Below are 26,713 nucleotides of genomic sequence, written 5' to 3' on the forward strand. Positions count from 1 at the left end.
CAGCGCTCCGCGCCCGTCCGTCAACTCCGTGTCTTCACAGGACGATTCTGGCCTGGGCGCCGCGTCTTCTCGGTTGAGTGGACCTGCGCCTCGAACCTGGTCTGAGCATGGTCCAGAACCTGGTCCGGGTCTTTGCCGTGTGCTCGGAGCCAGTGCAGGAGGTCAGTGATCACACCGACCACCGTCTCTTCGCCCATGGCCGTGCTCAACCTGTGGTCGGCGGTCGAAGCGGGCGGCGACTTTGTCGTGGCGTACACGCCGAGCAACGTCTCGGCTCTCGACACACCAGGGCCGTCGAAGCGACCGATCGGCGGCATGACCCCCGTGTGCAACTCGCACCAAGTGACCTTCCGGCCGTGGTGAAACTGCACACCCCAGCGGTCGGCGACCGCATCGACGAGGGCCATACCACGTCCGCACTCCGCATCGGCATCCGCGATCAGGAGTGTGGGCAGGGCCCGAGTGTCGGGATCATGCACCTCGATGCGCAGGTGGGCGCCGCTCATCGAGACCGCGAGGGTGGCCGGGGTGCCGGGACCGACATGCGTGATGACGTTCGACACGAGTTCGCTGACACAGAGTTGGGCCTCGTCGATGACCTCTCGCAGGCCCCAGAGTCCCAGGTGCAGACGCAGCAGGCGCCTCAGGGCGGCGACCTCCTCGGGGTCGGCTGTGAAGGTCAAGTCCCACGGTTGCCGAGACACACACGGTTTCTGGATCACTCGAACCTCTTTCGTCGGATGCCGACTCCACCCCGACCGCACATATTTGACGGAGTGTCACGCCCGCTCACAGTAAGTAGCGCCACAGCAAGAATGTAGCCGGCTCATCCCTTTATGCAATGTGCACGGCGGGATTCCCACTTCTGAGTGATTGGCAGGCACACCCCTTGGCGCAAGACTGAACCCCCGTTATTCGACAGATGGTTGAAGAGGTTCAGATGGCCGGTTCACCGACGGCACGGCGGCGTCGTCTCTCGATCGAGCTGAAGAAGCTTCGCGAGAAGAGTGGGCTGACGTGTGCCCAGGTCGGCGCGGCGCTGGACTGGAGCGGGTCCAAGGTCAACCGGATGGAGACAGGTAGTGGTCGGGTCCAGCCGTCCGACGTAGACGCTCTGTGTCGGTTCCACGGTACGAGCGATGAGCTGCGTGAATTCCTGAAGTCGCTGGCCCGGCAGGCCAAGACGCGCGGCTGGTGGCAGGTGCACGGTGCCGGTGTTCCCGAGTGGTTCAACATCTACATCGGGTTGGAGCAGGATGCCTCCGCGATCCGCCAGTATCAGTGCGAGTTGGTGCCCGGCCTCATGCAGACGGAGGCCTACGCTCGCGAACTGCACACGACGGGCGCGCACATGTCTGCCGAGGACATCGACAGAGCCGTACGGGTCCGCATGGAGCGCCAGTCCATGCTCGCTCGACCTGACGCGCCCGACGCCTGGTTCATCGTGAACGAAGGGGCTTTTCGCCACGTCATTGGGGACCGGGCGCTGATGCGAGACCAGCTAGAACACGTCCTGGCTGCAGCCGCGCTACCGCCCGTGACCTTGCAGGTCCTCCCCTTCGACTCAGGCACCTGCCCGGCGACTGGCTCATTCACGATGCTCGGCTTCCCTGCCCCCGAAGACCCGGATCTGGTGTACCGAGACGGCATCACCGATGCCGTGTACCTGGAAGGCGAGCATCATGTCCGTGAGTACACCAGGGCGTTCGACGGTCTGCGAGCCGCAGCACTGAGCCCTCAGCGGTCCACCCAGTTGATCGAGTCCATCCTGAAGGAATTCGCCAGATGAGCATCGCAGAACCCGACGACGACGACCGTCTGACGTGGTTCACGTCTTCGTACAGCAACGGCGCGGGGGGCGAGTGCGTGGAGTGTGCGATATCCGACGACTACGCACTCATACGTGACTCCAAGGCCTCGCACGGTCCTGTCGTCGCGGTTGGGCTCACCGCTTGGTGTTCTTTCGTCCATGCTCTGAAGCACAGGTAGCAGCCCCTGCTGGAGGAGCATCTGTCGTCATGCCATGTCCCGAGGGTCCGGAACCGAGCCATAGTCCTCGGAGTGGTCTCGGGTCAGTGCGGCCAGGAGTTCGGGGTCGGAGTGGATCTCGGCCGTGTGCTGCCAGGCGATGAGGAGTTGGGCGACGGACGCGCTGTTACCGACGGAGTCGGCGGCGCGCATGGTGTCGACCAGTTCGACGGCGAAGGCGTGGACGTCGGCGTCCGGGAGGAAGCGCACCCAGGGGAACGCGTCCGGCAGTATGTCGAGGAGCAGTTCCATGCTGCCGGGCTCGCGGCGGGCCATCGCGGCCAGCATCCGGGTGGCCGCCGATACAACGGTCTGGTCCTGCTCGGCTCGCGCCGCAGTGGTGAGCACCAGATCCTCGCCGTCCCTGCGATGCAGGAGCAGTCTCGGCGATTCCTGGAGCCGGGCCAGCGTCTGCTTGTTCTTGTTCACCAGCTCGGAGAAGTTCACGGCGGCTCTCTCGGCACCCATGACTTTGAAAGTACTTCGAAATTCACCCGGACACCATCACTCCCCGGACGCCCTCACTCGAAAGAGAGCAGACGAGTCTCCGCGCTGTCCGGGAATGGCTTGGCCCACCAGTGGTCGTAGCGGCGGTACGGCGTGGGGTCGGCCTGCGCGCTGAGGAAGGCCCGTAGGGCTGTCGCCTCCGTCGCCAGCGCTTCCCAGACCGGCGCCGGGAGCGGGTGGAAGGCCGTGGCCTCGATCGCGTCGGCCACCGGGCGCCAGATCCCCGCCACATAGCCGTCCACCAGCAGCGTCGGCAGGACGTCGCCGTTCATGCGGGTCACGTACCTGCGGTACTCGGCGGGAAGGAGGCGGCCCCGGTCGGCGTAGGCCAGGAGCGTGCTGTCCCACATGGGGAGCAGGCGGGGTGGGGCGGGGGTGTCCTCCGGGGGCCGTGGGGCGCCCGGGATGTCGTACAGGGTGTGGCCGGTGTCCGTGGCCCGCAGGGTTTCGAGTTCCTCCGACATGGCGGCCAGTGCCGGCTTGATGCGGCGCTGTGGGGCCAGCGCGAACTGGGCCATGTCCGCCACCGATGCCGGGCCGAAGCCCTGGAGGTAGCGGCGGACGAGAGTGCGGAGGCCCTCGGCGGCAGCGTCCGGGGCGGTGAGGGACGGGCGGGGGGAGGCCGCCACGTACGACTGGCGGGTGTCGAAGGACCAGGGGCCGCCGGTGGGGGCGTGCCACAGGGGGGCGTAGTGGCGGAGCATGCGGTGGCCGCCGGTGTCCAGGGCGGTGGTGGTGCCGAGGTGGTCCTCCAGCCAAAGTCTGAGTTCGGCGGCGGTGCGCGTGGAGCCGGCCGCGTAGGTCAGGAGGGCGGGGAGGAAGGTGTCGGCGTCGGCGGGGGTCAGGCCGGAGGCGCGGTAGCGGGGGTCGCCCAGGCGGGAGCCTCGGAGGGTGGGTTCCATCGCCTCGCGGAACGCCGTGTAGTCGTCCGCGTGGACGGTGTGGACCGTGATCCGCATCAGGGTCGCCCTGACCAGGCTGTGGTCGGTGAGCGCCGCGTCCAGGGCCGCCGGGTCGAAGGGGGACAGGCGGTTCCAGAGGGCGATGTACGGGGAGGCAGGCTGCTGGGCCTGCAGCGCCACGACTCGTCGTACCGCCTCCGGTACGGCCAACGGCTCGCGTGCGAGGAGGAGTTGGCGGGCCAGAGTGGCACGGTTGAGTGCGCGGGCGGTGAGCTTCGGGGTCCCCATGGCGTGATTCTCCCCCGCTCGGGTGGAGGGTCCCCAAGGCGTGATTCTCTCCCCCCGCTCGGATGGAGGGCGCCGTCACGCGGGAGGCCCTGCCCTCCGTAGAGGACAGGGCCCGCGCCGCATGGAACCGGGCGGCCTACTACACCTTCGCCTCGCCCTTCGTCAGCAGCCACTCCTCGTGCAGCGTGCCGAGCGGGATCTTCTTCTGGAAGACCGGTGTGCCGAAGATGGAGAGCTGGATGTTGAGGGTGCCGGTGAGGTCGATGCCGCCGTACAGGGCCCAGGAGCCGGAGGCGGAACCCGTGCCGTCCGCCGAGCCCTCGGCGGTCGCGTCGGCCTCGGCGCGGAGGTAGGGGGCCACGTCGGCGGTGACGCCGACCGTGCCGTAGAGGCCGACCGTCGCCTCGGCGCCCATGGCCGCCTTCACGTCGCCCACCGCGGTGACGGTCGTCTTCAGCGGTTCACCCGTCATGTGGGACTCGCTCACGCCGGTCCAGCCCTTGGACCAGGTGAAGTTGCCGCCGACCTTGAAGTCGCCCTTGAGGTCCTGCTCGACGTCGACCGTGACGCGGCCGTCGGCCTCCACCTGGAAGTAGCAGACGAGGTCGAGGTTGACGACGATCGGGACGGGGCCGACCTGGATGACGGGGTCGGCGTGGAGTTGGGCGAAGGGGATACGGATCGGCTTGCCGTCGGTCGAGCCGGCCGCGCGACCCTTCAGCGACCACTGGGAGGCCCAGTCGCCGGTGAGGCCCAGGAACGCGCCGCCGGGCGAGGAACCCGTGCCGGAGCCGGAACCGTCGTAGGAGAAGGCGACCTCGGGGGCGAGCTGGACGAAGCCCTCGACCGACGCGGCGGCCGAGGCGGGGGCGCCCGGGGCGGTCTCCACGGCGGCGCCCACGTCGATGCGCAGGCTGCCCAGCGGGAGCTTCGCGCCCTCGGGGCCGAAGGTGAGGTCGCCGGTCTTCGCCCAGGAGACCTTCACGCCCTGGACGAGCGGGTCGACCTCCAGGGTGGACGGGTCGACGGGGACAGTACCGTCCGCCTTGCTCTCGCCCAGGACCGAGTCGAGCTCGGCCGGCTCCGTCTCGACGGTCGTACCGCCGTCCGCCGCGGTGTCGACGATCTCCGTCACCTCGGCCAGTACGCCGTCGGGGGCGCCGGGGGCGGGGGCGCTGGCGATGACGTCGCCCACGGCCACGGCGGCCTTGGGCTTCGCGGTGCCGGAGCCGGAGCCGGTGTCCGAGGGCGTGTCGGGGCGGTCCGGATCGGAGGTGGCGGGGGTGCCCGTCCGCGAGGGGGTCGCCGACGGCTCGGCGTCCGAGCCCGACCGCGGTGCCGCGATGACCGCCCGGCCGCTCTTCCTGTCGTAGGACGCGACCTTGAGCGCGGATTTCTCGGCCTTGCCCCGGTCGACGGCCTCCGCGCCGGCCACGGCGGTGGGGGTGGCGTCGCCGGTGGGGGCGGAGACGACGGCGAGTTGGTCCTCGGGCGCGCCGGGCTCGCCGGGCGCGCGGGTCTCGGCCGTGGTGGCGGCCTTGTCGGCGGTGGCGGGGGAGCCGGTGGAGCAGCCGGTGGCCAGCAGGGTCGCGGCGGTGATCGCCGACAGTGCCGTGACCAGGGCATGTCTTCTGAGCTTGTGCACGCGTGAGTCCTCGGGAGCGGTGACAGGGGGGTGCGCTTCAGGAGGGACGGCTGGTCGACCTGGCGCGGGAGCCGTGACGACATGCCGGAGAGCAGGCGCGAGTGGTGAGACGGCACCTGGCGGTGGGGGGTCGGCCGGGCGGCACAGCTGTCCTCATGACAGTGCGCGCGCGGTGGTTACCTCCCAGTAGCCAAACATGAGCATGCCAGGCTTGGCGGGGCTCCATGAACCACTTCCCCCACGACTCAGGGGTGACGTGAGTCACATTGAGGCGGCCTCAACTGTCAGCCATGGAGGGGGAGTTGAGGAATTCAGCCACTGCCGCGTGCGGACTCAGCGGCTGGGTCCGGGCGGGCGTGTACGCCGTGGCCCGGGTCCTCGAAACATGGGGCAGGGGCGCCCGGTGCCGCCGCCGGACTCGGCGGCAGGGCTCCGGGCGCCCCTGTGGATGGTGTGCTGTCAGCGGTTGATCTGGCGTCGGTCGGTGCCGCCGCTGATCTGGATCTTGCGCGGCTTGGCCTTCTCGGCGACCGGGATGCGCAGGGTCAGGACGCCGGCGTCGTACGAGGCGTCGACGCGGTCGGCGTCGAGAGTGTCCCCGAGGAACAGCTGGCGGCTGAAGACACCCGTCGGGCGCTCGGCGGCGATCATCTCGGCGCCCTCTGGAGCCGGGGAGCGGCGCTCGGCGCGGACGTTGAGGACGTTGCGCTCGATGTCCAGGTCGATGGTCTCCGGGTCGACGCCCGGGAGGTCGAAGTGGACGACGAAGTCGTCGCCGGACCGGTAGGCGTCCATCGGCGTGACGGCGGGCCGGTTGTCGGAACCGAACACCTGCTGCGCGAGTCGGTCGAATTCGCGGAAGGGGTCGGTACGCATGAGCATCACGGGCACTCCTCTCTTCTGACGTTGGGTGCGATGCCCTCTGAATTCCTACGACTTCTTATATAGCTCGGAGGAGGAAACTTGACAACTACCGACTCAGGTTCGTCCGCCGCGGGCATCCCGGAGCTAGCCTCGATCACGCCGGTCGGCAGCGGCGACGAGGGCATCGTGTGCGCGTCAGGAACAGCGGGAGGCAGTGATGGCGAAGGTCCCCACGGCGGCGGTGGCCGCGAGCGGGCTCATCGGTGGGTACGGGGTGGCCCGCTGGACGAAGAAGCGGCCGCTCGGCGGGGCGGTGCTGGCCGTCGCCGGGGCCGCGGCGGCTCGGCAGTGGCAGCAGGCGGCCGGGGGCAGGGCGGCGGGGGCGTTGACCGCGGGGTACGTGGCCGCGTTCGCCGGGTCGCATCCGCTGGCGAAGAAGGTGGGTGCCTGGCCGGCGGTGTTCGGGGTGGCCGGGGTGGTGGCGTTGGCTTCCTGGGTGGTGGCCGACCGGAAGGGGTAGGGGTCGGTCCTTGTCCGGCCGCTGGGTGCGGGGTGCGGGTCGCCAGTGGTTGCTCGCGCAGTTCCCCGCGCCCCTGACGGGGCACGGCTGTGGTTGCTCGCGCAGCCCCGCACCTCCGACGGGCCACGCCCCGGGCTGCTCGCACAGCTCCGCACTCCGACGGCGCACCCCCGGGGCTGCCCGCGCAGCCCCGCAGCCCCGCAGCCCCGACGGGGGACACCCCGGGCTGCTCGCATGACCCCGCACGTCCGACGGGCCGCGCCCCGGGCTGCTCACGCAGCCCCGCTCCCCTCCCCCTCCCCCCGAAAGGCCCGCCGGTACGCGTACGGGCTCGTGCCCACCACCCTCTTGAAGCGGTCCCGGAACGCCGTCGGGGAGCCGAAGCCCGCCTGGGCCGCGACGCGTTCGACCGTGTGGTCGGTGGACTCCAGGAGGTACTGGGCGCGGCGGACCCGCGCCCGGTGCAGCCACTGCAGCGGCGTCGTACCGGTCTGTTCGCGGAAACGGCGGTTCAGGGTGCGGGCGCTGGTGCCGGCGTGCAGGGCGATGTCGTCCAGGGTCAGATCCCGCTCCGCGTTCTCCTCCATCCAGCGCAGCAGGGGCTCCATCGTCGCGCCGGCGGGGGCCGGGGGCTGGTCCTGGACGATGAACTGGGCCTGACCGCCCTCCCGTTCGAGGGGCATGACACACATCCGGGCGGTGAACGCGGCGACCGCCGAGCCGTGGTCCCTGCGGACCATGTGCAGGCACATGTCCATGGCCGCCGCGGCGCCCGCCGAGGTGAGGAACTGGCCGTTGTCGACGTAGAGGACGTTCGGGTCGACGGTGATCTCCGGGTGGCGGGCCGCCAGATCGGGGGCCGCCATCCAGTGGGTCGTGGCGCGCAGTCCGTCCAGCAAACCCGTCGCCGCGAAGAGGAACGCGCCGACGCAGATCGAGGCGATCCGCGTCCCGCTCGCCGCCGCCGCGTGCAGCGCCCGCGTCACCCCCGGCGGCAGCGGCGCGGTCGGGTCGGCCGTCCCCGGGAGAATGATCGTGTCGGCCTCGGCCAGCGCCTCCAGCCCGTACGGCGCCCGCACGCTGAACGGCCCCGCCTTCACCTCCCCGCCTCCCTCCACCGAGCAGACCCGCACCCGGTACGCCTCCCGGCCGTCCGGCAGCCGGGCCCAGCCGAAGGTGTCGATGGGGGCCGACAAGTCGAAGGGGATCACGTCGTCGAGCGCCAGGACGGCCACGGTGTGCATGGCGGGAGCGTAGGCCTGCACCCGTTTTCCGCCAAGCGCTGCCCTCCCTGCCTCCCTGGAGGCGCTCCGCCCCGTGGCCCGGAAACACGCCTGGCGAGAATCCGTTGGCCTCTGGCAATCTCGCCACTTCTCCAGGATCTTGGTGCGTCCTACCGTCCCTCCGTGACCAAGTTCCTGCTCTCCCTCCACGTCCTCGCCGCGATCATCGCCGTCGGGCCCGTCACCGTCGCTGCCAGCATGTTCCCGCCGAGCGCGCGCAAGGCGCTGGCCGAACCCGGGAGCGAGCGGGCGGTGGCGGCCGTACGGCTGCTGCACCGGATCTGCCGGGTGTACGGCGGTGTGGGCATCGCCGTGCCGGTGCTCGGGTTCGCCACGGCGATGAGCATGGGGGTGCTGAACGACACCTGGCTGATCGTGTCGATGCTGCTGACCGCCCTCGCCGCGATGGTCCTGCTGGCGCTGGTGCTGCCCCGCCAGGAGGAGATCCTGGCGGGGATCGGCGGCACCGCCGCCGGCCTCGGGGACACCACCACCGACACCGGAGGCGTCACCGACGACCTCGCAGGCACCACCACCGACACCGGAGGCGTCACCGACGACCTCGCAGGCACCGCCGTCGACACCGCAGGCACCGCCGTCGACGCCAAGGGCACCACCGTCGACGCCCGGACCACGGCCCGACTCGCCATGTTCACCGGGGTGTTCAACCTGCTGTGGGCGACCGTCACGATCCTGATGATCGTGCGGCCCGGTTCGACCACGGGAGCGTGACTCGACCCCGCCTTCCCAGCGCCGGCCGGGTGGGTGCATGATCCGGCCATGCATCCACAGCAGTCGCCCTCCCAGGCCTACCTCGCCTCCGTGGCCGCCCGTCTCGCCGCCGACGAATGCCGTACGTGGTGGGAGGAGTGGGCCGGGGTGCCCGTGCTCGTCGGGCGCCGGGCCGACTTCCGGTGGAGCTGGATGGGGACGAAGCTGCATCTGTTCACGGTCGCGGCGGCGGTCCAGGAGATCACCATCCCCACCATCGAGACCTTCACCGACCAGGTGCTGACGTACGCGAAGAAGACCAAGGGCGGGCTGCCGGCCGGGATCCAGAACGGTGTCGGCGCCTTTCCCACGCTGGTCAGCGACCGCGTGGACCCGGCGGCCATCCGGTGGGCGGAGGCCCAGCAGCGCAACAAGTGGGCGTGCATGGCCCGGCCCGTGGTGGTCGACAGCACCCAGCAGTACGTGGGCTCGTACCGGGGCACACCGGTCGTCGGACTCGCCTACTCCTCGTACTTCGAGGACAAGGCCCGCCGGTACTTCTACGGCTGACCGGTGGCCGAACGGTCCTGGGACCGGCTGTGGATCAGCCACCTCTCGTCCACCGGCTCCGTCCGGAACCGTCGCGCCACCGAAGCGGCGACCAGCACCCACGCGCCCAGCACCAGCGTGAAGAAGGCCCAGGACAGGGGCCATACGGCCGCGTCCGGGGGCTCGGTGGGGGCGTGGAAGGACACGTACATCAGCGCGGCCGGCGGGACGGCGACCAGGAGCACGGGCCAGGCCAGGGCGTCCCGGTGGCCGAAGTAGGCCGCGAGGAGCAGGAGGACGAGGGCGAGGACGATCACCCCCGTGACGGTCACGGGGGTCGCGTCCGTCAGAGAGCCCTCCAGTTCGGGCCGGTCGCGCAGGTCCCACGGAAGACAGAGGCGGTACGCGGCCGCGGCGAGGGCGGCGCCGAGCAGGCGGGTCAGCCAGCGTTCCGGCCAGGGGCGCGTGCGCAGGGGGCGGAGCAGCTTCTCGGTCATGCGTACGAGGGTTCCGGGGCGGGTGGCGGGCCGACAGAGTACGGGTACTCAGACCGGCCTGCTCCCCCGTACCCAGAAGGCGCCCGGAAGGGGCGCGGTCCGAAAGGGGCGCGGTCCGAAAGGGGCGCGGTCCGAAAGGGGCGCGGCCCGAAGAAGGCGCGGGGAACCGTGCGACCGGCCACGACGGCGCGGCAGCCGACGAACGACCCGACTCGACCGGACTGAACCGGCCCGACTCGACCCGACTCGGCCCGCCCCGACTCGACCCGACTCGGCCCGCCCCGACCTGCCCCGACCTGCCCGCCCGCGCTAGGCGGAGCTCCGCGCCGACAGCGGCTCCGCGATGTCCTCCAGCGAGCGCTGCTCCGCGCGCACCGCGAGGAAGGCCGCCACCAGACCCGCCGCGCACATCAGGCTCGCGCCGATCCGGAAGGCGAGGACGGTGTCGCCGACGACGCCGGACTCCGTCAGCTCGGCGAAGATCAGCGGGCCGCTGATACCGCCGGCGGCCGTGCCGAGGGCGTAGAAGAAGGCGATGGCCATCGCGCGGGTCTCCATGGGGAAGACCTCCGAGACCGTCAGGTAGGCGCTGCTCGCGCCGGCCGACGCGAAGAAGAGGACCACGCACCAGCAGGCCGTCAGGGTCACCTCGTCGAGCGAACCCCGGCCGAACAGCCAGGCGGTGCCGAGGAGCAGCAGCCCGGAGAGCAGGTACGTCGAGGAGATCATGATCTTGCGGCCGACCGTGTCGAACAGCTTGCCGAGCAGCAGTGGGCCGAGCAGGTTGCCGGCGGCGATGACGGCGAAGTAGTAGCCGGTGTCGGAGGTCGGGACGTCGTAGAACGTGGTGAGGATCGCGCCGAAGCCGAAGGTGATCGCGTTGTAGAGGAACGCCTGGCCGATGAAGAGGGAGAAGCCGAGGATCGCGCGGCGGCGGTACCGGGAGAAGACCGTACGGGCGATCGTGCCGAAGCCGATGCTCTCGCGCTGATGGACGGTCATCTCCTGGTCGGTCGTGGGCAGCGTGCGGCCCTTCTCGGCCTCGATCTGCTCCTCAGCCTCCCCCACGAGGCGTTCGGCCTCCTGTTCACGGCCGTGGATCAGCAGCCATCGTGGGCTCTCGGGGACGTTGCGGCGGACCAGCAGGATCACCAGGCCCAGGACGACTCCGAGGGCGAAGGTCAGCCGCCAGCCGACGTTCGCCGGGAAGAGTTCGGTGTTCAGGGCGACGATGGACAGCAGCGACCCGCCGATCGCGCCGAGCCAGAAGCTGCCGTTGATGACGATGTCGACGCGGCCCCGGTACTTGGACGGGATCAGCTCGTCGATGGCGGAGTTGATGGCCGCGTACTCGCCGCCGATGCCGAAGCCGGTGAGGAAGCGGAAGAGGAAGAACCACCAGGTGGAGAAGGAGACGGCCGTCAGCGCGGTCGCCGCCAGATAGACCAGCAGGGTCACCATGAACAGCTTCTTGCGGCCGAACCGGTCGGTCATCCGGCCGAAGAAGAGGGCGCCCGCACAGGCGCCCGCCACATACAACGCGGCCGCCATACCGGTGACCTGAGCGGACGTGATCGGCAGTCCGCTGCCCTCCTCGGAGAGCCGGCCCGCGATGTTGCCGACGACGGTCACTTCCAGACCGTCGAGGATCCACACGGTGCCGAGACCGATCACGATCGTCCAGTGCCAGCGCGACCAGGGAAGACGGTCCAGGCGCGCCGGAACGGCCGTGGTTATCACACCTGGTGACTTCGGGTCAGTGACGGACATGGGCTGGGGCTCCCTCCACCTGAGCGAACCCGATCCGTGTGCCCCCACGAGCAGGGACTACGCCCCGGCCGCCGGCGGAGCACCCGTGCTCCCGCCGCCTCCTACGCCCCCAGCGCCCGCGACACCGTGTAGATCAGCAGACCCGCCAGGGAGCCCACGACCGTGCCGTTGATCCGGATGAACTGCAGGTCGCGGCCGATGTTGGCCTCGATCTTCCTGGTGGTGTGCTCGGCGTCCCAGCTCGCGACGGTCTCGGTGATCAGGGAGGTGATCTCCGCGCGATAGGTGGTGACGACATGCACCGCCGCCCCCTCGATCCACTTGTCGAGCTTGTCCTGCGCGCTCGGCTCGGTGGCCATCCGGGCGCCCAGCGACAGCAGGGAGGAGCGGACCCGCAGCCGCAGCTCGCTGCGCTCGTCCTCGGCCGCGGACACGATCATCGACCGTACGGCCGTCCAGGCGGAGTCGATGAGGTCCTGGACCTCGCCCCGGCCGAGAACCTCGCCCTTCAGCCGCTCCACACGCGCCCGGGTCTCCGTGTCGGACTGGAGATCGGTGGCGAAGTCGGTGAGGAAGCGGTCCAGGGCGCCGCGCGCCGGATGGGTGGGCGAGTCGCGCATCTCGGTGGTGAAACGCAGCAGCTCCTTGTAGACCCGCTCGCCGATGCGGCGGTCGACGAACCGCGGGGTCCAGCCGGGTGCGCCGCCCTCGACCGCGTCCATGACCTGCTCGTCGTGCAGTATCAGCCAGTTCTGGGCGCGTGCGCAGATCAGGTCCACGATCCGCCGGTGGCCGCCGTCCGTGACGATCTTCTCCAGCATCTTGCCGATACCGGGCGCGATCTCCTGGGCGTTCGCCCGCCGGGTGATCGCCTCCCCGACCACGGCCTGCACGTCCGAGTCGCGCAGCACGGTCAGCGCACCCCGCAGCGCGGTCGCCAGCTCGGCCGTCACCCGGTCGGCGTTCTGCGGTTCGGCGAGCCAGGTGCCGAGCCGGCTGCCGATGCCGACGGCCCGCAGCCGCTGCCGTACGACGTCCTGGGAGAGGAAGTTCTCGCCGACGAACTCACCGAGCGAGACGCCCAGTTGGTCCTTCTTGGTGGGGATGATCGCGGTGTGCGGGATGGGCAGTCCGAGCGGATGCCGGAACAGCGCGGTCACGGCGAACCAGTCGGCGAGCGCGCCCACCATGCCCGCCTCGGCGGCCGCCGCGACATAGCCCGCCCAGGCGCCCGCGCCCTCGTGCGAGGCCCACTTGGCCAGCACGTACACCACGGCCACGAAGAGCAGCAGCCCGGCGGCGATGAGCTTCATCTGCCGCACGCCCCGCTGTTTCTCCTCGTCGGCCGCGCTGAACGTGGTCATGGTGCGGTGCGAGGCGGGCGACCGTGCACCGGCCGCCGCCTCCGCCGCCCGCCGGGCCCCTTCGGCCGGTTCCGCGGGTTCTGCCTGTTCCGCTTCCGTACGGTTCATTCGCTCCACCCGTTCCTGTCCCCCGTACACATTGTCCGTTCTTCGACGCCTTCCCCGGCGCTGCGACGCTTGGTGACGTACTCCATAGGCCTACCGAGACCTACTCCTGGAACGGAACAGGAGTTCCCCGCGTCTGTCCGGGCGGGGGAACCGATGGGGGTTCTCGCAAGCAACCCCCATCCCATGCCGCATCATGGGGTGATCACATCGGAGCCCCCGGGCTCCACAGCCCGAGGAGTAACCCACCGCATGACCAAGCGTCACGGTTATGCACTTCTGGCGGCCGTCGCCGCCCTGGTCGTGGCGATCTCGGCCGCGATATACACCGGTGTCGGCACCGACCACGGCACCCCCCGGCAGGAGACCTTCGCCCGCGCGCCCCACAACAGCGCCGCCCCCGCCTCCACCGGCGTCTGGGTCGGCGCCTGGGCCGCGTCGCCGAGCGGCTCCGAGCCGGGTACCGAGCAGGACGGCCTCGCCGGCCGCTCGGTGCGCAACGTGGTGCACACGACCGCCGCCGGCACGAGTGCCCGCGTCACCCTGTCCAACCTCTACGGCCAGCAGCCGCTGACCATCACCCACGCCTCGCTCGCCGTGGCCGCCTCGACGGACACCCCGGCCGCGGTGGCCGACACCATGCGCCGGCTCACCTTCGGCGGCAACCCGACGGTCGTCGTCCCGCCGGGGCAGCAGGTGGTGAGCGACGCCGTACGGGTGGCGATCCCGCACGACGCCGACGTACTGATCACCACCTACTCCCCCACGCCCTCCGGCCCCGCGACCTACCACGCGCACGCCCGGCAGATCTCGTACACCGCCGAGGGCGACCGGGCCGAGGACGTCACCGGGGAGCCGTACACCACCCAGTCCCTGCACTGGCGTTACGTCACCGCCCTGGACGTCCTGAGCAACGAGTCCGACGGCACGGTCGTGGTCCTCGGCGACTCGCTCACCGACGGCGTCACCTCCACGGTCGGCGAGAACCGGCGCTGGACCGACGTCCTCGCCGGCCGCCTGCGCGCCGCCCCCGGCTCCTCGGACGTGCCCCGCTACAGCGTCGTCAACGAGGGCATCAGCGGCAACCGCGTCCTCACCGACGGCTACGGCCGCCCCGCCGAGAACCCCAGCGGCCTCGCCCGCTTCCAGCGTGACGTCCTCGGCCGCACCGGCGTCAAGGTCGTCGTCATCGACCTCGGCGTCAACGACATCCTCAAGAACCCCGGCCGCGCCGACCCCGACGCCATCACCGCGGGCCTGCGCCGGCTCGTCGAGCGGGCCCACGCCCGCGGCCTGCGGGTGGTCGGCGCCACCCTCATGCCCTTCCACGGCCACCGCGGCTGGTCCGACCAGCGCGAATCCGTCCGCCAGGCCATCAACGCCCGGATCCGCTCCGGCCAGGTCTACGACACCTACGTCGACTTCGACAAGGCCCTGCGCGACCCCTACGCCCCCCGCCGCCTGCGCCCCGACTACGACTCGGGCGACCACCTCCACCCGAGCGACCAGGGCTACGAGCGGATGGCGGACGTGTTCGACCTGGAGAAACTGAAGGGCGCGGCACCGGCGGAGCTGTAGCCGGGGCCTGGGCCGGAGTCCTGGCCCGGGTCCGGGTCCCCGGGGAACCGCGTGACCGGCCGCGGCGCGGCCGCGGCCGGACCCGGCCTACCGCTCGCGTCTGCGCCGCCGCTCCCGCTCCTCCTCGCGCCGCGAGCGCACCGCGTCCCTGATCTCGTCCATGGCCTCGCGGTGCGCCTCGTGCATCTCGTGCGTGTGGTCGCGAGGGGACGCGTGCAGTTGGCGGCGGGCCTGCCGGCGCTCCAGCCGCTCCTGGCGGCGCGCCTCCTTCAACCGCTGGCGCTCCGCCTTCGGCACCTTCCGCACCACGCCCACCCCGCCCCAGAACGCGAAGCCGGTGATGATCACGCGGGGCGCGCCGGGCTCACCCGGCACGCCCTCCTGGCCGTGGTCGAAGCCGCCCATGATCCCGACGCCCCGGACGACGACCTCGACCCCCGGCGGCACGACCACATTGATGCCGCCCATGACGGCCACGCAGTTGATCGTGACCTCACGGCTCGCGAAGTACGCCTCCCGCAGGTCCAGTTCGCCGCCGCCCCAGAACGCCAGGCAGTCGAACCGCTCGGGCACGGTCCACCGCCCCTTGCGCTCGAACCCGGACATGATCGCCACGCCCCAGGTGGACGTCCCGTCACCGCCGACGATCCGCTCGGGCCAACTCGCGTCCGTGGCAGGCCCCTTGACCAGCGAGACGGACGGCTGCGGCACGAGTTCCGGCGGTGCCACGGCCCCCGCGCCCGGCAGATCACGGGTGATCGGTGCCAACTCCCCGTAGGTCCGCGCCTTGTACGTGGCGTCCAGTCGCTCCTCGAACTCCTCCATGTCGAGCCGCCCCTCCGCGAGGGCGTCCCGCAACTGCTCGGAGACTCGTTCACGATCGGCGTCGGAGGCACGAAGATCCGCGGCGGCCGGAACATCCGGCAGGTCGTCCGTCATACGGATCAGCGTACGAGGAACCCCCGCGCCGAGCTATGACACGGCCTGTTCCGACTCCCCCATCCGCTCGGCCTGTTGCGCGTACATCCGGGCGATGACGGCCTCGATGTCCGGCTCCCGCACCGACAGGTCCACCAGCGGATACTCCGACGCGATCCGCGCCACCAGGGGGGCCGCCGACTCCGACGCCGGGAAGGCGAGCCACTGCCGGGGACCGTCCACCCGGACGACCCGGGCGGGCGCGGCCTCGATCGGCGGCAGCTCGCGCTCCAGGTCGACCACGAGGGTCCGCTCGCTCTCGCCCACCTCGTGCAGCCCGGTCAGCGGCCCGTCGTACATCAGACGCCCGTGGTCGATGACCATCACCCGGCGGCACAGCTGCTCGATGTCCTGGAGGTCGTGCGTGGTCAGCAGCACGGTCGTGCCCTGCTCGGTGTTGAGCTCCCTGAGGAACTCCCGGACCTTGGCCTTGCTGATGACGTCGAGCCCGATCGTCGGCTCGTCCAGGTACAGCACCTCGGGGTCGTGCAGCAGGGCCGCCGCGATGTCCCCGCGCATCCGCTGGCCGAGCGAGAGCTGCCGTACGGGTACGTCCAGCAGGTCGCCCAGTTCGAGGAGTTCGACGCAGCGGTCGAGGTTCTCGCGGTAACGGGCGTCGGGGATGCGGTACATACGGTGCATCAGCCGGTAGGAGTCGATGAGCGGCAGGTCCCACCACAGGGTCGTACGTTGCCCGAACACCACCCCGATTCGCCGGGCCAGCCGCGTCCGCTCCCGGGACGGGTCGATGCCGGCGACCCGCAGCCGGCCCCCGCTCGGCGTCAGGATGCCGGTCAGCATCTTGATCGTCGTCGACTTCCCGGCGCCGTTCGGCCCGATGTAGCCGACCATCTCGCCCCGCGCCACCGTGAAGGAGATCGAGTCGACCGCTCGCACCTCACGCCGCTCCCGCCGCAGGAACCCCGTCTTCTTCCGGACGTCGAAGACCTTCTCCACCTGGTCGAGTTCGATGAACCCGCTGTCCGTCACACCTGACTCCACGCCTGGCTCCCTAACTCCCGGTACTCCGATACGAACGCAGCCCCGCCCGCCACGCGACCCCCGCCAGCGCACAGCAGGCCACACCGACCAGCGGCGGCGCGAAGGCCAGCCAGGCCGGCAGGTCGAGGGGGTAGGGGCGGCCCAGGACGTACAGCCCCGGCACCCAGTTGACGAAGGCGAGCGGCAGGACGAAGGTCACACCGCGCAGCAGATCCTTGGCGAAGAGGGCCGGGGGGTACTGCAGCAGCGTCGCGCCGCCGTACGTGAAGGCGTTCTGCACCTCGGAGGCGTCCTGGGCGACGAACTGGAAGGCCGCGCCCCCGACGAACACCGCCGCGAAGATCAGTCCGCCGCTGCCCACCATCAGCGGGATCATCAGCACCTTGGCCGGTGTCCAGGCGAGGTCGAGCGTGGTCAGGGCGTATCCGAGGACGAACAGGCCCTGGGTGACCCGGCCGAGGCGGCGCAGCGCGAACTTGTCGGCGGCGACCTGGGCGAGCACCGGCACCGGGCGGACGAGGAGGGTGTCCAGCGTGCCGTCCCGGACCCGGCGGCCGAGCCGGTCCATCGAGCCGATCATCAGATCCGCGAGGCCGAAGGCGACGGCGGAGGTGCCGTAGAGCAGGGCGATCTCGGACAGGGAGAACCCGCCCAACTCGTCGACCTGGGAGAACATCAGCAGGATCGCGACGAAGTCGAAGGAGGTCGCCGCGAAGTTCCCGAAGGTCGTCATCGCGAAGGACGCCCGGTAGGCCATCGTGGAGCGGATCCACATGGCGGCGATCATGCGGTAGGCGCGCAGCCCGTCGCGGACCCGGCTGTACGTCCCGTACTCGGCGAACGGGTTCTCCCGCTCGGCGCCCGTGACGGGGCGCTCGTCGACGTCAGCCACCCTGGACCACCACCTTCCGCGTCGCCGCCGACTGGATCAGCCGCCCGGCCGCCAGCAGCACCGCCGCCCAGGCGAGCTGGAAGGCGTACGTCCGCCAGGGGTCGGCCTCGCCGAGCAGGACGTCCGCCGGGGCCTGGAGCAGCGCGGACCAGGGCAGGACGCGGGCGAGGTCGCCGAGCGCGCCGGGGAAGACGCTCAGCGGGAGGAGCATCCCGGAGAAGAAGACCCCGGTGAGCCAGGTGATCTGCATCGCTCCGGCGCCGTCGAGGAGCCAGAACGCCCACAGCGCGACGATGTACCGGATCGCGAAGCTGACGAGGGCCCCCAGGGCGACCGCGACGAGACAGGCGAGCCAGGGCAGCGGGCCGTCGGGCAGGGCCAGGTCGAAGAAGAGGGCGCCGCACACCATGGGGACGACACCGCGTCCGAGCAGCTGGAACAGGGCCCGGCCGAGGTCGGCGGCGAGCCACCACAGCTGGAGGTCGACGGGCCGGTACAGGTCGACCGCGATGTCCCCGGTACGGATCCGCTCGATCAGCTCCTCCTCGAAGCCGACGCTGCCCAGTACCATCACCGCGAACATGGCCTGGCCGACCCAGACATAGGTGAGGGCCTGCGCCTGGTCGTAGCCGCCGAGGTGGGGCTTCTCGTGCCAGAGCGCCAGGTAGGTGTATGCGAGGATGAAGCCGAAGACGGTGTTGGTGAACACCCCCGCGGCGGTGGCCACCCGATATGTCGCGTACCGCCTGAAACCACCGGCGGCGACGGCGGCGTACAACCGCCCTGTGCCCACGAGGAAACTCCCATCCGCTGCGAAGAGTTAGGCGAAAGGCCGAGGCCTGGACCGATTCGGGCCGAAGCGCAGAAGCCTAGTCCGCGGCCGGAGGGGCCTGCCACGCGTTTTCGGGGGCGGACGGTGGTGCTCGTTGTGGTGTGCGGGGCACGTGCCGGGATCCGGGAACGGATCGAACGGAACGGGAGTCTTACTCCAGGGTGCAGAACCGACCCGGAGTGGGCGCAAAGCGTACGAGTCCGTACGGAAATGAACGTACGACGCGAAAACAGGAGTACGGCAGCACGATGAGCGACGAGCCGCAGCCGAAGCGGAACGGCCCGGGCTGGACACCGAGAGACCCGGAGCGACGCACTCCGGGCACGACTCCGGGGTCCGGCGACCACGCCGCCAAGGGGAACACCGACGGCCGACCCGGCCCCGCACCGGGCGACAGCCCGAAGGGGAGGCCCGACACGGCCGCCCCGCGCGGGGGCGCCGCGGCGACCCCGGGGAAGCCTGTCGGGGCGTCCGCCGGGGGGCCTGACGCAGCGTCCACCGGGAAGCCCGGCACGCCGTCCACCGAGCGACCGGGCACGACGCCCGGCGCGGGGCGGGACGGACGGTCCGATGGGCCGACCGGGGGACGGTCGGGCGCGGCGGCCGCGGGGCCGTCGGGTGGCTCCGGCTCGGCGTCCAGTGGCCAGTCCGGCTCGGCATCCGGCGGGCAGCGCGGAAGGCAGTCCGGTACGCCGGGTGCGCAGTCCGGCGCCGCCGATGGCGGTAGGCCTGGTGGGCAGTCCGGCTCGCCGTTCGGTGGACGGTCCGACGATCGGTCGGGGCCGGCCGGGGGTGCGTCCGGCGGTAAGCCGGACGCGCGGTCCGGCTCGGCGTCCGGCGGCGGCTCCGGCGCCGTGACCGGCGGTGCGCCTGGTGGGCAGTCCGGCGCGGCAACGGGTCGGCAGTCCGGCGCACAGTCCGGTGCGACCTCCGGTGGACGGCCCGGCGCGGCACCTGGTGGTAAGCCGGGTTCGCAGTCCGGCGCACAGTCCGGCGCGGCGGCCGGTGGGAAGTCCGGCTCGGTTCCCTCCGGCTCGGCGCCCGGGGGGAACCCCGGCTCGGGGTCCGGCCGTACGCCGGAGGCCAAGGGCCCGGTCTTCGACGGCAAGCCCGTCGCCGGTGCCGCCGGCAGCCCCGCGGCCGCAGGCGGTGGCAGCGCCGCCGGCGTCCCCGACGCCAGGGCGGCCAGAGCCGCTCGGGCGGCCAGAGCCGCCAAGGCCGCCGACGCGACCGCGGAGGGCGGCTCCGTCGGCGCCGCCCCCCGAACGGCGGCGGCCGGGGCCGGGGACGACACCCCCACCACCACGCTCGCCATCACCCCGGGCCGCAAGCCCGCCGTGGCGTCCGCGGGGGCCGGGGGCGACACGCCGACCCAGGCCCTGGGCGTCATCTCCGCCACGAAGGCCGCCGCCCCGGCGCCCGCCGCCGTGCCCGCCGTCTCCCCCGCCCCCCAGGCCGGGGGCGGCAAGGCCAAGAAGGGCAAGCGGCCCAAGCGCACCGGCTGGAGACGGCTGTTCCCCACCTGGCGCATGGTGCTCGGCGCCTTCGTCATCGGACTCATGCTGATCGTCGGCGCCTTCGTGCTCGGCTACAACATGGTCCACATCCCCAAGGCGAACGCGTTCGCGACCAAGCAGAGCAACGTCTACCTCTACGCCGACGGCTCCCAGATCGCCCGCGACGGCGAGGTCAACCGCGAGAACGTCCCGCTGTCGAAGGTCTCCAAGGACGCCCAGCGCGCCGTACTGGCCGCCGAGGACCGCGACTTCTACTCCGAGCCGGCCATCGACCTCAAGGCGATGCTCCGCGCCGGCTGGAACACCGCCACCGGCAAGGGCAAGCAGTCCGGTTCGACGATCACCCAGCAGTACGTGAAGAACTACTACCTGGCCCAGGACCAGACCGTCACCCGCAAGGCGAAGGAGTTCTTCATCTCCATCAAGCTGGACCGCGAGGTGACCAAGGACGAGATCCTGGAGGGCTACCTCAACACCAGCTTCTTCGGCCGCAACGCCTACGGCATCCAGGCCGCCGCCCAGGCCTACTACGGCATCGACGCCGACGAACTCACCGCCGAGCAGGGCGCCTACCTCGCCGCCCTGGTCAACGCGCCGAGCATGTACGACGTCGTCGCCCACCCCGAGAACAAGAAGGCGGCGCTCGCCCGCTGGAACTACGTCCTCGACGGCATGGTCAAGGAGGGCTGGCTCAAGCAGTCCGAGCGGACCGGCGCGAAGTTCCCGATGCCGAAGCAGGCCACCACCTCCACCGCCTTCTCCGGCCAGCGCGGCTACCTCGTCGAGGCCATCAAGTCGTATCTCATCGAGCACAAGATCATCGACGAGAAGGCGCTGGAGAACGGCGGTGGCTACCGCATCACCACCACCATCCAGCCCAAGATGCAGGACGCCTTCATCAAGGCCGTCGACGACCAGCTGATGGACAAGCTCGACAAGAAGAACCGCAAGGCCGACAAATACGTCCGCGCCGGCGGCGCCTCCATCGACCCGAAGACCGGCAAGGTCATCGCGATGTACGGCGGCATCGACTACACCAAGCAGTACGTGAACAACGCGACCCGCCGTGACTTCCAGGACGGCTCCATCTTCAAGCCCATCGTGTTCGCCTCCGCCGTGGACAACTCCTCCAACAACCAGAGCGGCCAGGCGATCACCCCCAACACCGTCTACGACGGCACCAACAAGCGCCCCGTCGTGGGCTGGCCCGGCCCGGCGTACGCCCCCGAGAACGAGGACTACGTCAACTACGGCAACATCACCGTCCGCCAGGCCACCCAGAGCTCCGTGAACTCGGTCTACGCGCAGATGGCCGTGGACGTGGGCCCCGAGAAGGTCGAGAAGACCGCGATCGACCTCGGTCTGCCCAAGAACACCCCGGACATGAACCCGTACCCCTCCATCGCCCTGGGCACCGCCACCGCGAGCGTCCTGGACATGGCCGAGGTGTACGCCACGCTCGCCAACCACGGCAGGCACGGCACGTACACGATGATCGAGAAGATCAGCAAGGACGGCCAGGCGGTCGACCTGCCCTCCACGGAGTCCACGCAGGCCGTCAGCCGCCAGGCCGCCGACACCACCACCTCCGTGCTGCAGAGCGTCGTCCAGAGCGGCACCGCCACCGCCGCGCAGGCCTCCGGCCACCCGGTCGCCGGCAAGACCGGCACCGCCGAGGAGGACAAGGCCGCCTGGTTCGCCGGCTACACCCCCGACCTCGCCACCGTCGTCTCCGTCATGGGCCAGGACCCCAAGACGGGCGCCCACAAGCCCCTGTACGGCGCGATGGGTCTGCAACGCGTCAACGGCGGCGGGGCGCCCACCGACATCTGGGCGCAGTTCACCAAGACCGCCCTGAAGGGCAAGAAGGTCAAGCAGTTCGACCTCGACCTCCAGGTCGGCGCCGACGTCGTCTACACCCCGCCGAGCACGCCCGCCGACGAGCCGGGGGCCACCGGCGACGAGGAGACCGGCGGCGCCACGGGTGACGAGGAGACCGGCGGACCGTCCGACGACGACACCGGCGACGGCACGACCACCGGCGGCACGCCCACCTCGGACGGCGGCACGACGTCCACGGGCGGCGCGGCGACGGACGGAGGTACCACGTCCACCGGCGGCACCTCGACGGACGGCGGCGCCACGTCGACGGGCGGCGCCACGACCGACGGTGGCACGGGCTCCACCGGGGGCCCCACCACGGACGGCGGTACGACGGACGGCGGAGCCACCACGCAAGGCGACACCTCGGTGGGGCCGTTCGGTTGACCGGGGCTGCTCAGTGGCCGGAGGTGGCCTTCAACCCCACCACGGCCACGAGCAGCAGACACACGAAGAAGATCCGGGCGGCGGTGGCCGGCTCCCCCAGCCAGACCATGCCGCACACCGCCGCCCCGGCCGCACCGATCCCCACCCACACGCCGTACGCGGTACCGATGGGGAGCGTCCTCGCGGCGTGGGACAGCAGCAGCATGCTGGCGACGATGCCGGCGCCGGTGAGCACGCTGGGCAGCGGCCGGGTGAAACCGTCGGTGTACTTCATCCCGATCGACCAGCCGACCTCCAGCAGTCCGGCGACGACGAGCAGAACCCAGGCCATGAGGGCACCTCCGTGATCCATGAGCGGAATTCGGGGTGCGTCGTCTTTGCGGATCCCGGTACGGCGCGTCTCGTCGGGTTCCGCCCAAGGTAGCAAAACGAAGGCGTGAGGGGCCGGTGACCATGGTCACCGGCCCCTCACGCCTGTAAAAGCAATGATGCAAAGAATTCAAAGATGATGCAGAGATGATTCAGAGATACAGGCCGGTGGAGTCCTCCGACCCCTCGAACCGGTCCGCGGCCACGGCGTGCAGATCGCGCTCGCGCATCAGGACGTACGCGACACCCCGGACCTCGACCTCCGCCCGGTCCTCCGGGTCGTAGAGGACGCGGTCGCCGGGCTCGACGGTCCGCACGTTCTGGCCGACCGCCACGACCTCGGCCCATGCGAGACGCCGGCCCACGGCGGCGGTCGCGGGGATCAGGATGCCGCCGCCGGAACGCCGCTCGCCCTCGGCGGTGTCCTGCCGCACGAGCACGCGGTCGTGCAGCATCCGGATGGGCAGCTTGTCGTCGTGCTGGGTCTTCTCGCTCACGCCCCGAACCTACCTGCCTTCGTCCCTGTCCTCGTCCTGTCCTCGTCCCGGCCCGCGCCCCTGTCCGCGTCAGACCCTGCGGCGCCGGGTGCCGAGGGCGAGGAGGCCGACGACACCGACGACCACGAGGGCCACCGGCACGATGCGCTCGACCCGGGGCGCCCCGTCCTCGTCGACGAACTGGCCCCTGACGTCGCTGACCACACGGTTGACCGAGACGTAGGCCTTGCCGAAGGTGTGGTCGATGTTCGAGACGACCTTGGCCTTGGCGTCGCCCACGATCGTCCTGGGGTGCACGCGGACGCCGATCTCGTCGAGCGTCTCGGCGAGGTTGTCGCGGCGGCGCTTGATGTCCGCCTCGATCTCGGCCGGGGTTCTGATGTCCGAGGTCTCCGCCACCGCGCGGCCTCCCGTTGTCGGTTGTCGGTGAATTCTCTTGGTTGCGGACAGTCTGTCAGCTCCACCCCGCGCCGCGCCGCCAGGGCCCGCCATTACGCTGGACCGATGAGCGAGCGACTCCAGCCCGGCGACGTGGCCCCCGCCTTCACCCTCCCGGACGCCGACGGCAACGAGGTGTCCCTGTCCGACCACAAGGGCCGCAAGGTCATCGTCTACTTCTACCCGGCCGCCCTGACCCCCGGCTGCACCAAGCAGGCCTGCGACTTCACCGACAACCTGGAGCTCCTCGCGGACGCCGGGTACGACGTCCTCGGCATCTCCCCCGACAAGCCCGAGAAACTCGCCAAGTTCCGCGAGAAGGAGTCCCTGAAGGTGACCCTCCTCGGCGACCCCGACAAGACGGTTCTCGACGCCTACGCGGCCTTCGGCGAGAAGAAGAACTACGGCAAGACCTACATGGGCGTCATCCGCTCCACGATCATCGTCGACGAGGAGGGCAAGGTCTCCCACGCCCTCTACAACGTCCGTGCGACGGGCCACGTGGCGAAGATCATCAAGGACCTGGGCATCTGAGCCCCACCAGCCCGCCCACCCGAGAACGGCTCGCACCGGACCCCCGGTACGAGCCGTTCCGCATTCCGGACGTGACTGTCCAAACGGCCGGCTCAGATGGGCCATGGCGGAAACAGGCATGTCGAAGCGATGCGCGATGTGCGGGACGGACTCGATGTGACGAGGGCACCCACTCCCCTTGGAGGTCGATCACGTCAACGGAGGACGGGAGCGACGACCGGCGCGAGAACCCGCGGTTGCTGTGCCCCAACTGCCACGCGATCACGAGCACGTGGCGCCGGGGCGGACGTCGACGGCGGAGCCGGCCCGCTACCATGGCTGACAGCTTGCGGCCGTTGCTGAATGGTATAAGCAGAGGTTTTAGGTGCCTCGGGGCATTTGCCCATGTGGGTTCGACTCCCATCGGCCGCACAAGCAGAGGGGCCGCCCGGCTGAGCGGCCCCTCTTCTCCTTGCTCAGCCCAGCAGCTCCCGCAGCACCGGCACCAGCCCCCGGAACGCCTTGCCCCGGTGGCTGATCGCGTTCTTCTGCTCGGGGGTCAGTTCGGCGCAGGTCCGGGTGTCGCCGTCCGGCTGGAGGATCGGGTCGTAGCCGAAGCCGCCGGTGCCGGTCGGGGTGTGGCGGAGGGTGCCGCGCAGTTGGCCCTCGACCACCCTCTCCGTGCCGTCCGGCAGGGCCAGGGCCGCCGCGCAGGTGAAGTGGGCGCCTCGGTGTTCGTCCGCGATGTCGCCGAGCTGGGCGAGGAGGAGGTCCAGATTGGCCTTGTCGTCGCCGTGACGGCCGGCCCAGCGGGCGGAGAAGATGCCGGGGGCGCCGCCCAGGACGTCGACGCAGAGGCCGGAGTCGTCGGCGATCGCGGGGAAGCCGGTGGCCCGGGCGAGGGCGTGGGCCTTCAGCAGGGCGTTCTCGGCGAAGGTGACGCCGGTTTCCTTGACGTCGGGGATGTCCGGGTAGGCGTCCGCGCCGACGAGATCGTGGGCGAGGCCCGCGTCGGCGAGGATGGCCTTCAGCTCGGTGAGCTTGCCGGCGTTGCGGGTGGCGAGGATCAGGCGGGTCATGCCCACCAGTATCGCCACCCGCCGCGCGAGGCCGTTACGAGGTGCACACCTTCGTCAGTTCGCCCGCCGCGTCGGTGATGCCGCTGATGTCGGGGGTCGCGTCGCCGTTCTCCACGGCGGTGCGGGTGTCGGTGACGGCCTTCTGGAGGGAGTCCACGGCCTTGTTGACGTCGGTGTTGTCGGTCTTGTCACCGATCTCGTCGAGGTTCTTGTCGATGGAGGCGAGGGACTCCTCCAGCTGCGCGGGGTCGTCCGCCGCGTTCTGCACGGCCTGCTGGAGGTCGTTCACGCTCTGGGCGATGGCGTCGGCGGTCTGGACGCAGTCCAGGGCCTTGTTCACGGCGTCACAGCCGGTGGTGAGCCCGGCCGTGAGGGCGACGGCAGCTACGGCTCCGGCGATGGTGGTCATGCGACGTCGGCGACTCGCGGCCATGGAACGGTCCTCCTACTGGTTGCAGGCCTGACGGCCCCGGGTACGGCTGGCGCCGTGTGGCCGGGCGCACGGTGGTGTGCCGTGCGCCCGTATGGGCAAGGACGCGGGCGGGGCCGCCGTGGTTGCCGTCCGCGACCGCGCCCTTGGGGTGCCCTTTACCTTTCGAGGACCGTATCAAGAGCCTTGCGCTGCAGGAGGGCCAGCTCCGTGCAGCCCGAAACGGCCAGGTCCAGCAGCGAGTTGAGTTCCTCGCGGGCGAACGGCTCGGCCTCGGCGGTGCCCTGGACCTCGACGAAGCGGCCGTCGCCGGTGCAGACGACGTTCATGTCGGTGTCGGCCTTCACGTCCTCCTCGTAGCGGAGGTCGAGGAGGGGGACCCCGCCGACGATCCCGACGGAGACCGCCGAGACGGTGCCGGTCAGGGGCTGGCGGCCGGCCTTGACCAGCTTCCGGCCCTGGGCCCAGGAGACGGCGTCGGCCAGGGCGACGTACGCGCCGGTGATGGCCGCCGTACGCGTGCCGCCGTCGGCCTGGAGGACGTCGCAGTCCAGGACGATCGTGTTCTCGCCGAGCGCCTTGTAGTCGATGACGGCGCGCAGGGAGCGGCCGATGAGGCGGGAGATCTCGTGGGTGCGGCCGCCGATCCGGCCGCGTACGGACTCGCGGTCGCCGCGGGTGTTGGTGGCGCGGGGAAGCATGGAGTACTCGGCGGTGACCCAGCCCTCGCCGCTGCCCTTGCGCCAGCGGGGGACGCCTTCGGTGACGGAGGCGGTGCAGAAGACCTTCGTGTCGCCGAAGGAGACGAGGACGGAGCCCTCGGCGTGCTTGCTCCACCCGCGTTCGATGGTGACCGGGCGGAGCTGTTCGGGGGTGCGGCCGTCGATTCGAGACATGGCGCTGAGCCTATCGGCACATACGGAGGGGGCCCCTCCCCCGGCGGTCCGGGGAACAGGGGCCCCTGCGTGGGCGCGCGTGGCTCACATCATGTCTTCGATCTCCGCGGCGATGGGGTCGGCGTCCGTGCCGATGACGACCTGGATCGCGGTGCCCATCTTGACGACGCCGTGGGCGCCGGCGGCCTTGAGGGCGGCGTCGTCGACGAGGGCGGGGTCTCGGACCTCGGTGCGCAGGCGCGTGATGCAGCCCTCGACCTCTTCGATGTTGTCGAGGCCGCCGAGCCCGGCGACGATCTTCTCAGCCTTACTGGCCATGGCCACTCTCCCTGTCTTGCCCAGCGGAATCTGGTGCGCAACCGTACGCGGGACAGTCTGCGGGACTGTCCCG

Annotated in this window: 28 protein-coding genes, 1 tRNA gene and 1 riboswitch; of the genes, 9 read left to right on the forward strand and 20 right to left on the reverse strand. The window is 70.9% G+C overall.

Annotated features, from left to right (window positions below; genetic code table 11):
* Positions 1 to 20: 20 nt before the first annotated feature.
* Positions 21 to 683, reverse strand: a complete 663-nt coding sequence (locus STRBO_RS0134400; protein WP_005486643.1) for an ATP-binding protein — start codon at positions 681 to 683, stop codon at positions 21 to 23.
* Between the two features lie 257 nt (positions 684 to 940).
* Between STRBO_RS0134400 and STRBO_RS0134405 the strand changes: the two genes are divergently transcribed.
* Both STRBO_RS0134405 and STRBO_RS0134410 read left to right on the forward strand, forming a co-directional pair.
* Complete coding sequence (locus STRBO_RS0134405; protein WP_028797004.1) at positions 941 to 1,789, forward strand: helix-turn-helix domain-containing protein; 849 nt, start codon at positions 941 to 943, stop codon at positions 1,787 to 1,789.
* Complete coding sequence (locus STRBO_RS0134410; protein ID WP_020115543.1) at positions 1,786 to 1,989, forward strand: DUF397 domain-containing protein; 204 nt, start codon at positions 1,786 to 1,788, stop codon at positions 1,987 to 1,989. The genes STRBO_RS0134405 and STRBO_RS0134410 overlap by 4 nt, the downstream gene beginning before the upstream one ends.
* A 27-nt stretch (positions 1,990 to 2,016) precedes the next feature.
* Here the strand turns inward: STRBO_RS0134410 and STRBO_RS0134415 are convergent, their stop codons facing one another.
* From STRBO_RS0134415 to STRBO_RS0134430, 4 genes are all read right to left on the reverse strand, one after another.
* On the reverse strand, positions 2,017 to 2,496 hold the full coding sequence (locus STRBO_RS0134415; protein ID WP_005486647.1) for a hypothetical protein: 480 nt from the start codon (positions 2,494 to 2,496) through the stop codon (positions 2,017 to 2,019).
* A 53-nt stretch (positions 2,497 to 2,549) separates the two neighbouring features.
* Positions 2,550 to 3,725, reverse strand: coding sequence for a winged helix DNA-binding domain-containing protein (locus STRBO_RS0134420; protein ID WP_005486648.1), 1,176 nt, complete (start codon positions 3,723 to 3,725; stop codon positions 2,550 to 2,552).
* A 139-nt stretch (positions 3,726 to 3,864) separates the two neighbouring features.
* Complete coding sequence (locus STRBO_RS0134425) at positions 3,865 to 5,370, reverse strand: hypothetical protein (protein WP_005486651.1); 1,506 nt, start codon at positions 5,368 to 5,370, stop codon at positions 3,865 to 3,867.
* 459 nt (positions 5,371 to 5,829) lie between these two features.
* The gene (locus tag STRBO_RS0134430) at positions 5,830 to 6,252 is read right to left on the reverse strand and encodes an Hsp20/alpha crystallin family protein (RefSeq protein ID WP_005486653.1); all 423 of its coding nucleotides are present in this window, start codon (positions 6,250 to 6,252) and stop codon (positions 5,830 to 5,832) included.
* A gap of 199 nt (positions 6,253 to 6,451) precedes the next feature.
* On the opposite strand from STRBO_RS0134430, the gene STRBO_RS0134435 reads away from it, so the two are divergent.
* Positions 6,452 to 6,754 carry a hypothetical protein gene (locus STRBO_RS0134435; protein WP_028797005.1) on the forward strand — a complete coding sequence of 101 codons (303 nt, stop codon included), beginning with the start codon at positions 6,452 to 6,454 and terminating at the stop codon, positions 6,752 to 6,754.
* 272 nt (positions 6,755 to 7,026) lie between these two features.
* On the opposite strand, the gene STRBO_RS0134440 is transcribed toward STRBO_RS0134435, so the two are convergent.
* Positions 7,027 to 7,998, reverse strand: a complete 972-nt coding sequence (locus tag STRBO_RS0134440) for a GlxA family transcriptional regulator (RefSeq protein WP_005486658.1) — start codon at positions 7,996 to 7,998, stop codon at positions 7,027 to 7,029.
* Between the two features lie 162 nt (positions 7,999 to 8,160).
* On the opposite strand from STRBO_RS0134440, the gene STRBO_RS0134445 reads away from it, so the two are divergent.
* Entirely contained in the window at positions 8,161 to 8,769 is a 609-nt protein-coding gene (locus STRBO_RS0134445; RefSeq protein WP_020115545.1) for a hypothetical protein, read from the forward strand.
* A 48-nt stretch (positions 8,770 to 8,817) separates the two neighbouring features.
* Positions 8,818 to 9,318: a hypothetical protein gene (locus tag STRBO_RS0134450; RefSeq protein ID WP_020115546.1), complete on the forward strand. Its 501-nt coding sequence runs from the start codon at positions 8,818 to 8,820 to the stop codon at positions 9,316 to 9,318.
* Here the strand turns inward: STRBO_RS0134450 and STRBO_RS0134455 are convergent.
* The 3 genes from STRBO_RS0134455 to STRBO_RS0134465 all read right to left on the reverse strand — a co-directional run bounded on the left by STRBO_RS0134455 (position 9,309) and on the right by STRBO_RS0134465 (position 13,036).
* Positions 9,309 to 9,794 (reverse strand): hypothetical protein, encoded by a 486-nt coding sequence (locus STRBO_RS0134455; protein ID WP_005486669.1) that lies wholly within the window; start codon positions 9,792 to 9,794, stop codon positions 9,309 to 9,311. The two genes, STRBO_RS0134450 and STRBO_RS0134455, sit on opposite strands and share 10 nt — an antisense overlap.
* Before the next feature lie 309 nt (positions 9,795 to 10,103).
* Positions 10,104 to 11,564, reverse strand: a complete 1,461-nt coding sequence (locus tag STRBO_RS0134460) for an MFS transporter (RefSeq protein WP_005486671.1) — start codon at positions 11,562 to 11,564, stop codon at positions 10,104 to 10,106.
* A gap of 101 nt (positions 11,565 to 11,665) precedes the next feature.
* A complete protein-coding gene (locus STRBO_RS0134465; RefSeq protein WP_020115547.1) occupies positions 11,666 to 13,036 on the reverse strand; it encodes a DUF445 domain-containing protein in 1,371 nt (456 codons plus the stop codon).
* Positions 13,037 to 13,285: 249 nt separating this feature from the next.
* Between STRBO_RS0134465 and STRBO_RS0134470 the strand changes: the two genes are divergently transcribed.
* The gene (locus tag STRBO_RS0134470; protein ID WP_005486673.1) at positions 13,286 to 14,611 is read left to right on the forward strand and encodes an SGNH/GDSL hydrolase family protein; all 1,326 of its coding nucleotides are present in this window, start codon (positions 13,286 to 13,288) and stop codon (positions 14,609 to 14,611) included.
* A gap of 87 nt (positions 14,612 to 14,698) precedes the next feature.
* Here STRBO_RS0134470 and STRBO_RS0134475 read toward each other — a convergent pair whose 3' ends face one another.
* The 4 genes from STRBO_RS0134475 to STRBO_RS0134490 are packed head-to-tail and all read right to left on the reverse strand — an operon-like array spanning position 14,699 to position 18,276.
* Entirely contained in the window at positions 14,699 to 15,550 is an 852-nt protein-coding gene (locus STRBO_RS0134475) for a DUF1707 SHOCT-like domain-containing protein (protein WP_005486674.1), read from the reverse strand.
* A 33-nt stretch (positions 15,551 to 15,583) separates the two neighbouring features.
* Positions 15,584 to 16,591, reverse strand: coding sequence for an ABC transporter ATP-binding protein (locus STRBO_RS0134480; protein WP_381199121.1), 1,008 nt, complete (start codon positions 16,589 to 16,591; stop codon positions 15,584 to 15,586).
* Between the two features lie 10 nt (positions 16,592 to 16,601).
* Positions 16,602 to 17,483, reverse strand: a complete 882-nt coding sequence (locus tag STRBO_RS0134485) for an ABC transporter permease (RefSeq protein WP_005486676.1) — start codon at positions 17,481 to 17,483, stop codon at positions 16,602 to 16,604.
* On the reverse strand, positions 17,476 to 18,276 hold the full coding sequence (locus tag STRBO_RS0134490; protein WP_028797006.1) for an ABC transporter permease: 801 nt from the start codon (positions 18,274 to 18,276) through the stop codon (positions 17,476 to 17,478). Before STRBO_RS0134490 ends, STRBO_RS0134485 begins: the two co-directional genes overlap by 8 nt.
* Before the next feature lie 893 nt (positions 18,277 to 19,169).
* Here STRBO_RS0134490 and STRBO_RS0134495 point away from each other — a divergent pair.
* On the forward strand, positions 19,170 to 22,100 hold the full coding sequence (locus STRBO_RS0134495; RefSeq protein ID WP_005486679.1) for a transglycosylase domain-containing protein: 2,931 nt from the start codon (positions 19,170 to 19,172) through the stop codon (positions 22,098 to 22,100).
* A 10-nt stretch (positions 22,101 to 22,110) separates the two neighbouring features.
* Here STRBO_RS0134495 and STRBO_RS0134500 read toward each other — a convergent pair whose 3' ends face one another.
* The 3 genes from STRBO_RS0134500 to STRBO_RS0134510 form a co-directional block, all read right to left on the reverse strand.
* Positions 22,111 to 22,431 carry a DMT family transporter gene (locus STRBO_RS0134500; protein ID WP_020115549.1) on the reverse strand — a complete coding sequence of 107 codons (321 nt, stop codon included), beginning with the start codon at positions 22,429 to 22,431 and terminating at the stop codon, positions 22,111 to 22,113.
* Between the two features lie 34 nt (positions 22,432 to 22,465).
* Positions 22,466 to 22,532: riboswitch (guanidine-III (ykkC-III) riboswitch) on the reverse strand.
* Positions 22,533 to 22,621: 89 nt separating this feature from the next.
* Positions 22,622 to 22,966: a GroES family chaperonin gene (locus STRBO_RS0134505; RefSeq protein WP_005486682.1), complete on the reverse strand. Its 345-nt coding sequence runs from the start codon at positions 22,964 to 22,966 to the stop codon at positions 22,622 to 22,624.
* A 69-nt stretch (positions 22,967 to 23,035) separates the two neighbouring features.
* The gene (locus STRBO_RS0134510) at positions 23,036 to 23,365 is read right to left on the reverse strand and encodes a DUF3618 domain-containing protein (protein WP_020115550.1); all 330 of its coding nucleotides are present in this window, start codon (positions 23,363 to 23,365) and stop codon (positions 23,036 to 23,038) included.
* Positions 23,366 to 23,470: 105 nt separating this feature from the next.
* Between STRBO_RS0134510 and bcp the strand changes: the two genes are divergently transcribed.
* Both bcp and STRBO_RS0134520 read left to right on the forward strand, forming a co-directional pair.
* Complete coding sequence (bcp, locus tag STRBO_RS0134515; protein WP_020115551.1) at positions 23,471 to 23,938, forward strand: thioredoxin-dependent thiol peroxidase; 468 nt, start codon at positions 23,471 to 23,473, stop codon at positions 23,936 to 23,938.
* Positions 23,939 to 24,266: 328 nt separating this feature from the next.
* Positions 24,267 to 24,349: transfer RNA gene (locus STRBO_RS0134520), tRNA-Leu, on the forward strand.
* 44 nt (positions 24,350 to 24,393) lie between these two features.
* Here STRBO_RS0134520 and rdgB read toward each other — a convergent pair.
* The 4 genes from rdgB to STRBO_RS0134540 form a co-directional block, all read right to left on the reverse strand.
* Positions 24,394 to 24,996: an RdgB/HAM1 family non-canonical purine NTP pyrophosphatase gene (gene rdgB, locus STRBO_RS0134525; RefSeq protein WP_028797007.1), complete on the reverse strand. Its 603-nt coding sequence runs from the start codon at positions 24,994 to 24,996 to the stop codon at positions 24,394 to 24,396.
* A gap of 34 nt (positions 24,997 to 25,030) precedes the next feature.
* Positions 25,031 to 25,429 (reverse strand): hypothetical protein, encoded by a 399-nt coding sequence (locus STRBO_RS0134530; RefSeq protein WP_028797008.1) that lies wholly within the window; start codon positions 25,427 to 25,429, stop codon positions 25,031 to 25,033.
* 155 nt (positions 25,430 to 25,584) lie between these two features.
* On the reverse strand, positions 25,585 to 26,322 hold the full coding sequence (gene rph, locus STRBO_RS0134535; protein ID WP_005486689.1) for a ribonuclease PH: 738 nt from the start codon (positions 26,320 to 26,322) through the stop codon (positions 25,585 to 25,587).
* Between the two features lie 84 nt (positions 26,323 to 26,406).
* Positions 26,407 to 26,664 carry a PTS sugar transporter subunit IIB gene (locus STRBO_RS0134540; protein ID WP_078907449.1) on the reverse strand — a complete coding sequence of 86 codons (258 nt, stop codon included), beginning with the start codon at positions 26,662 to 26,664 and terminating at the stop codon, positions 26,407 to 26,409.
* Positions 26,665 to 26,713: the final 49 nt, after the last annotated feature.

This window comes from Streptomyces bottropensis ATCC 25435 (genome assembly GCF_000383595.1).
GTDB lineage: Bacteria > Actinomycetota > Actinomycetes > Streptomycetales > Streptomycetaceae > Streptomyces > Streptomyces bottropensis.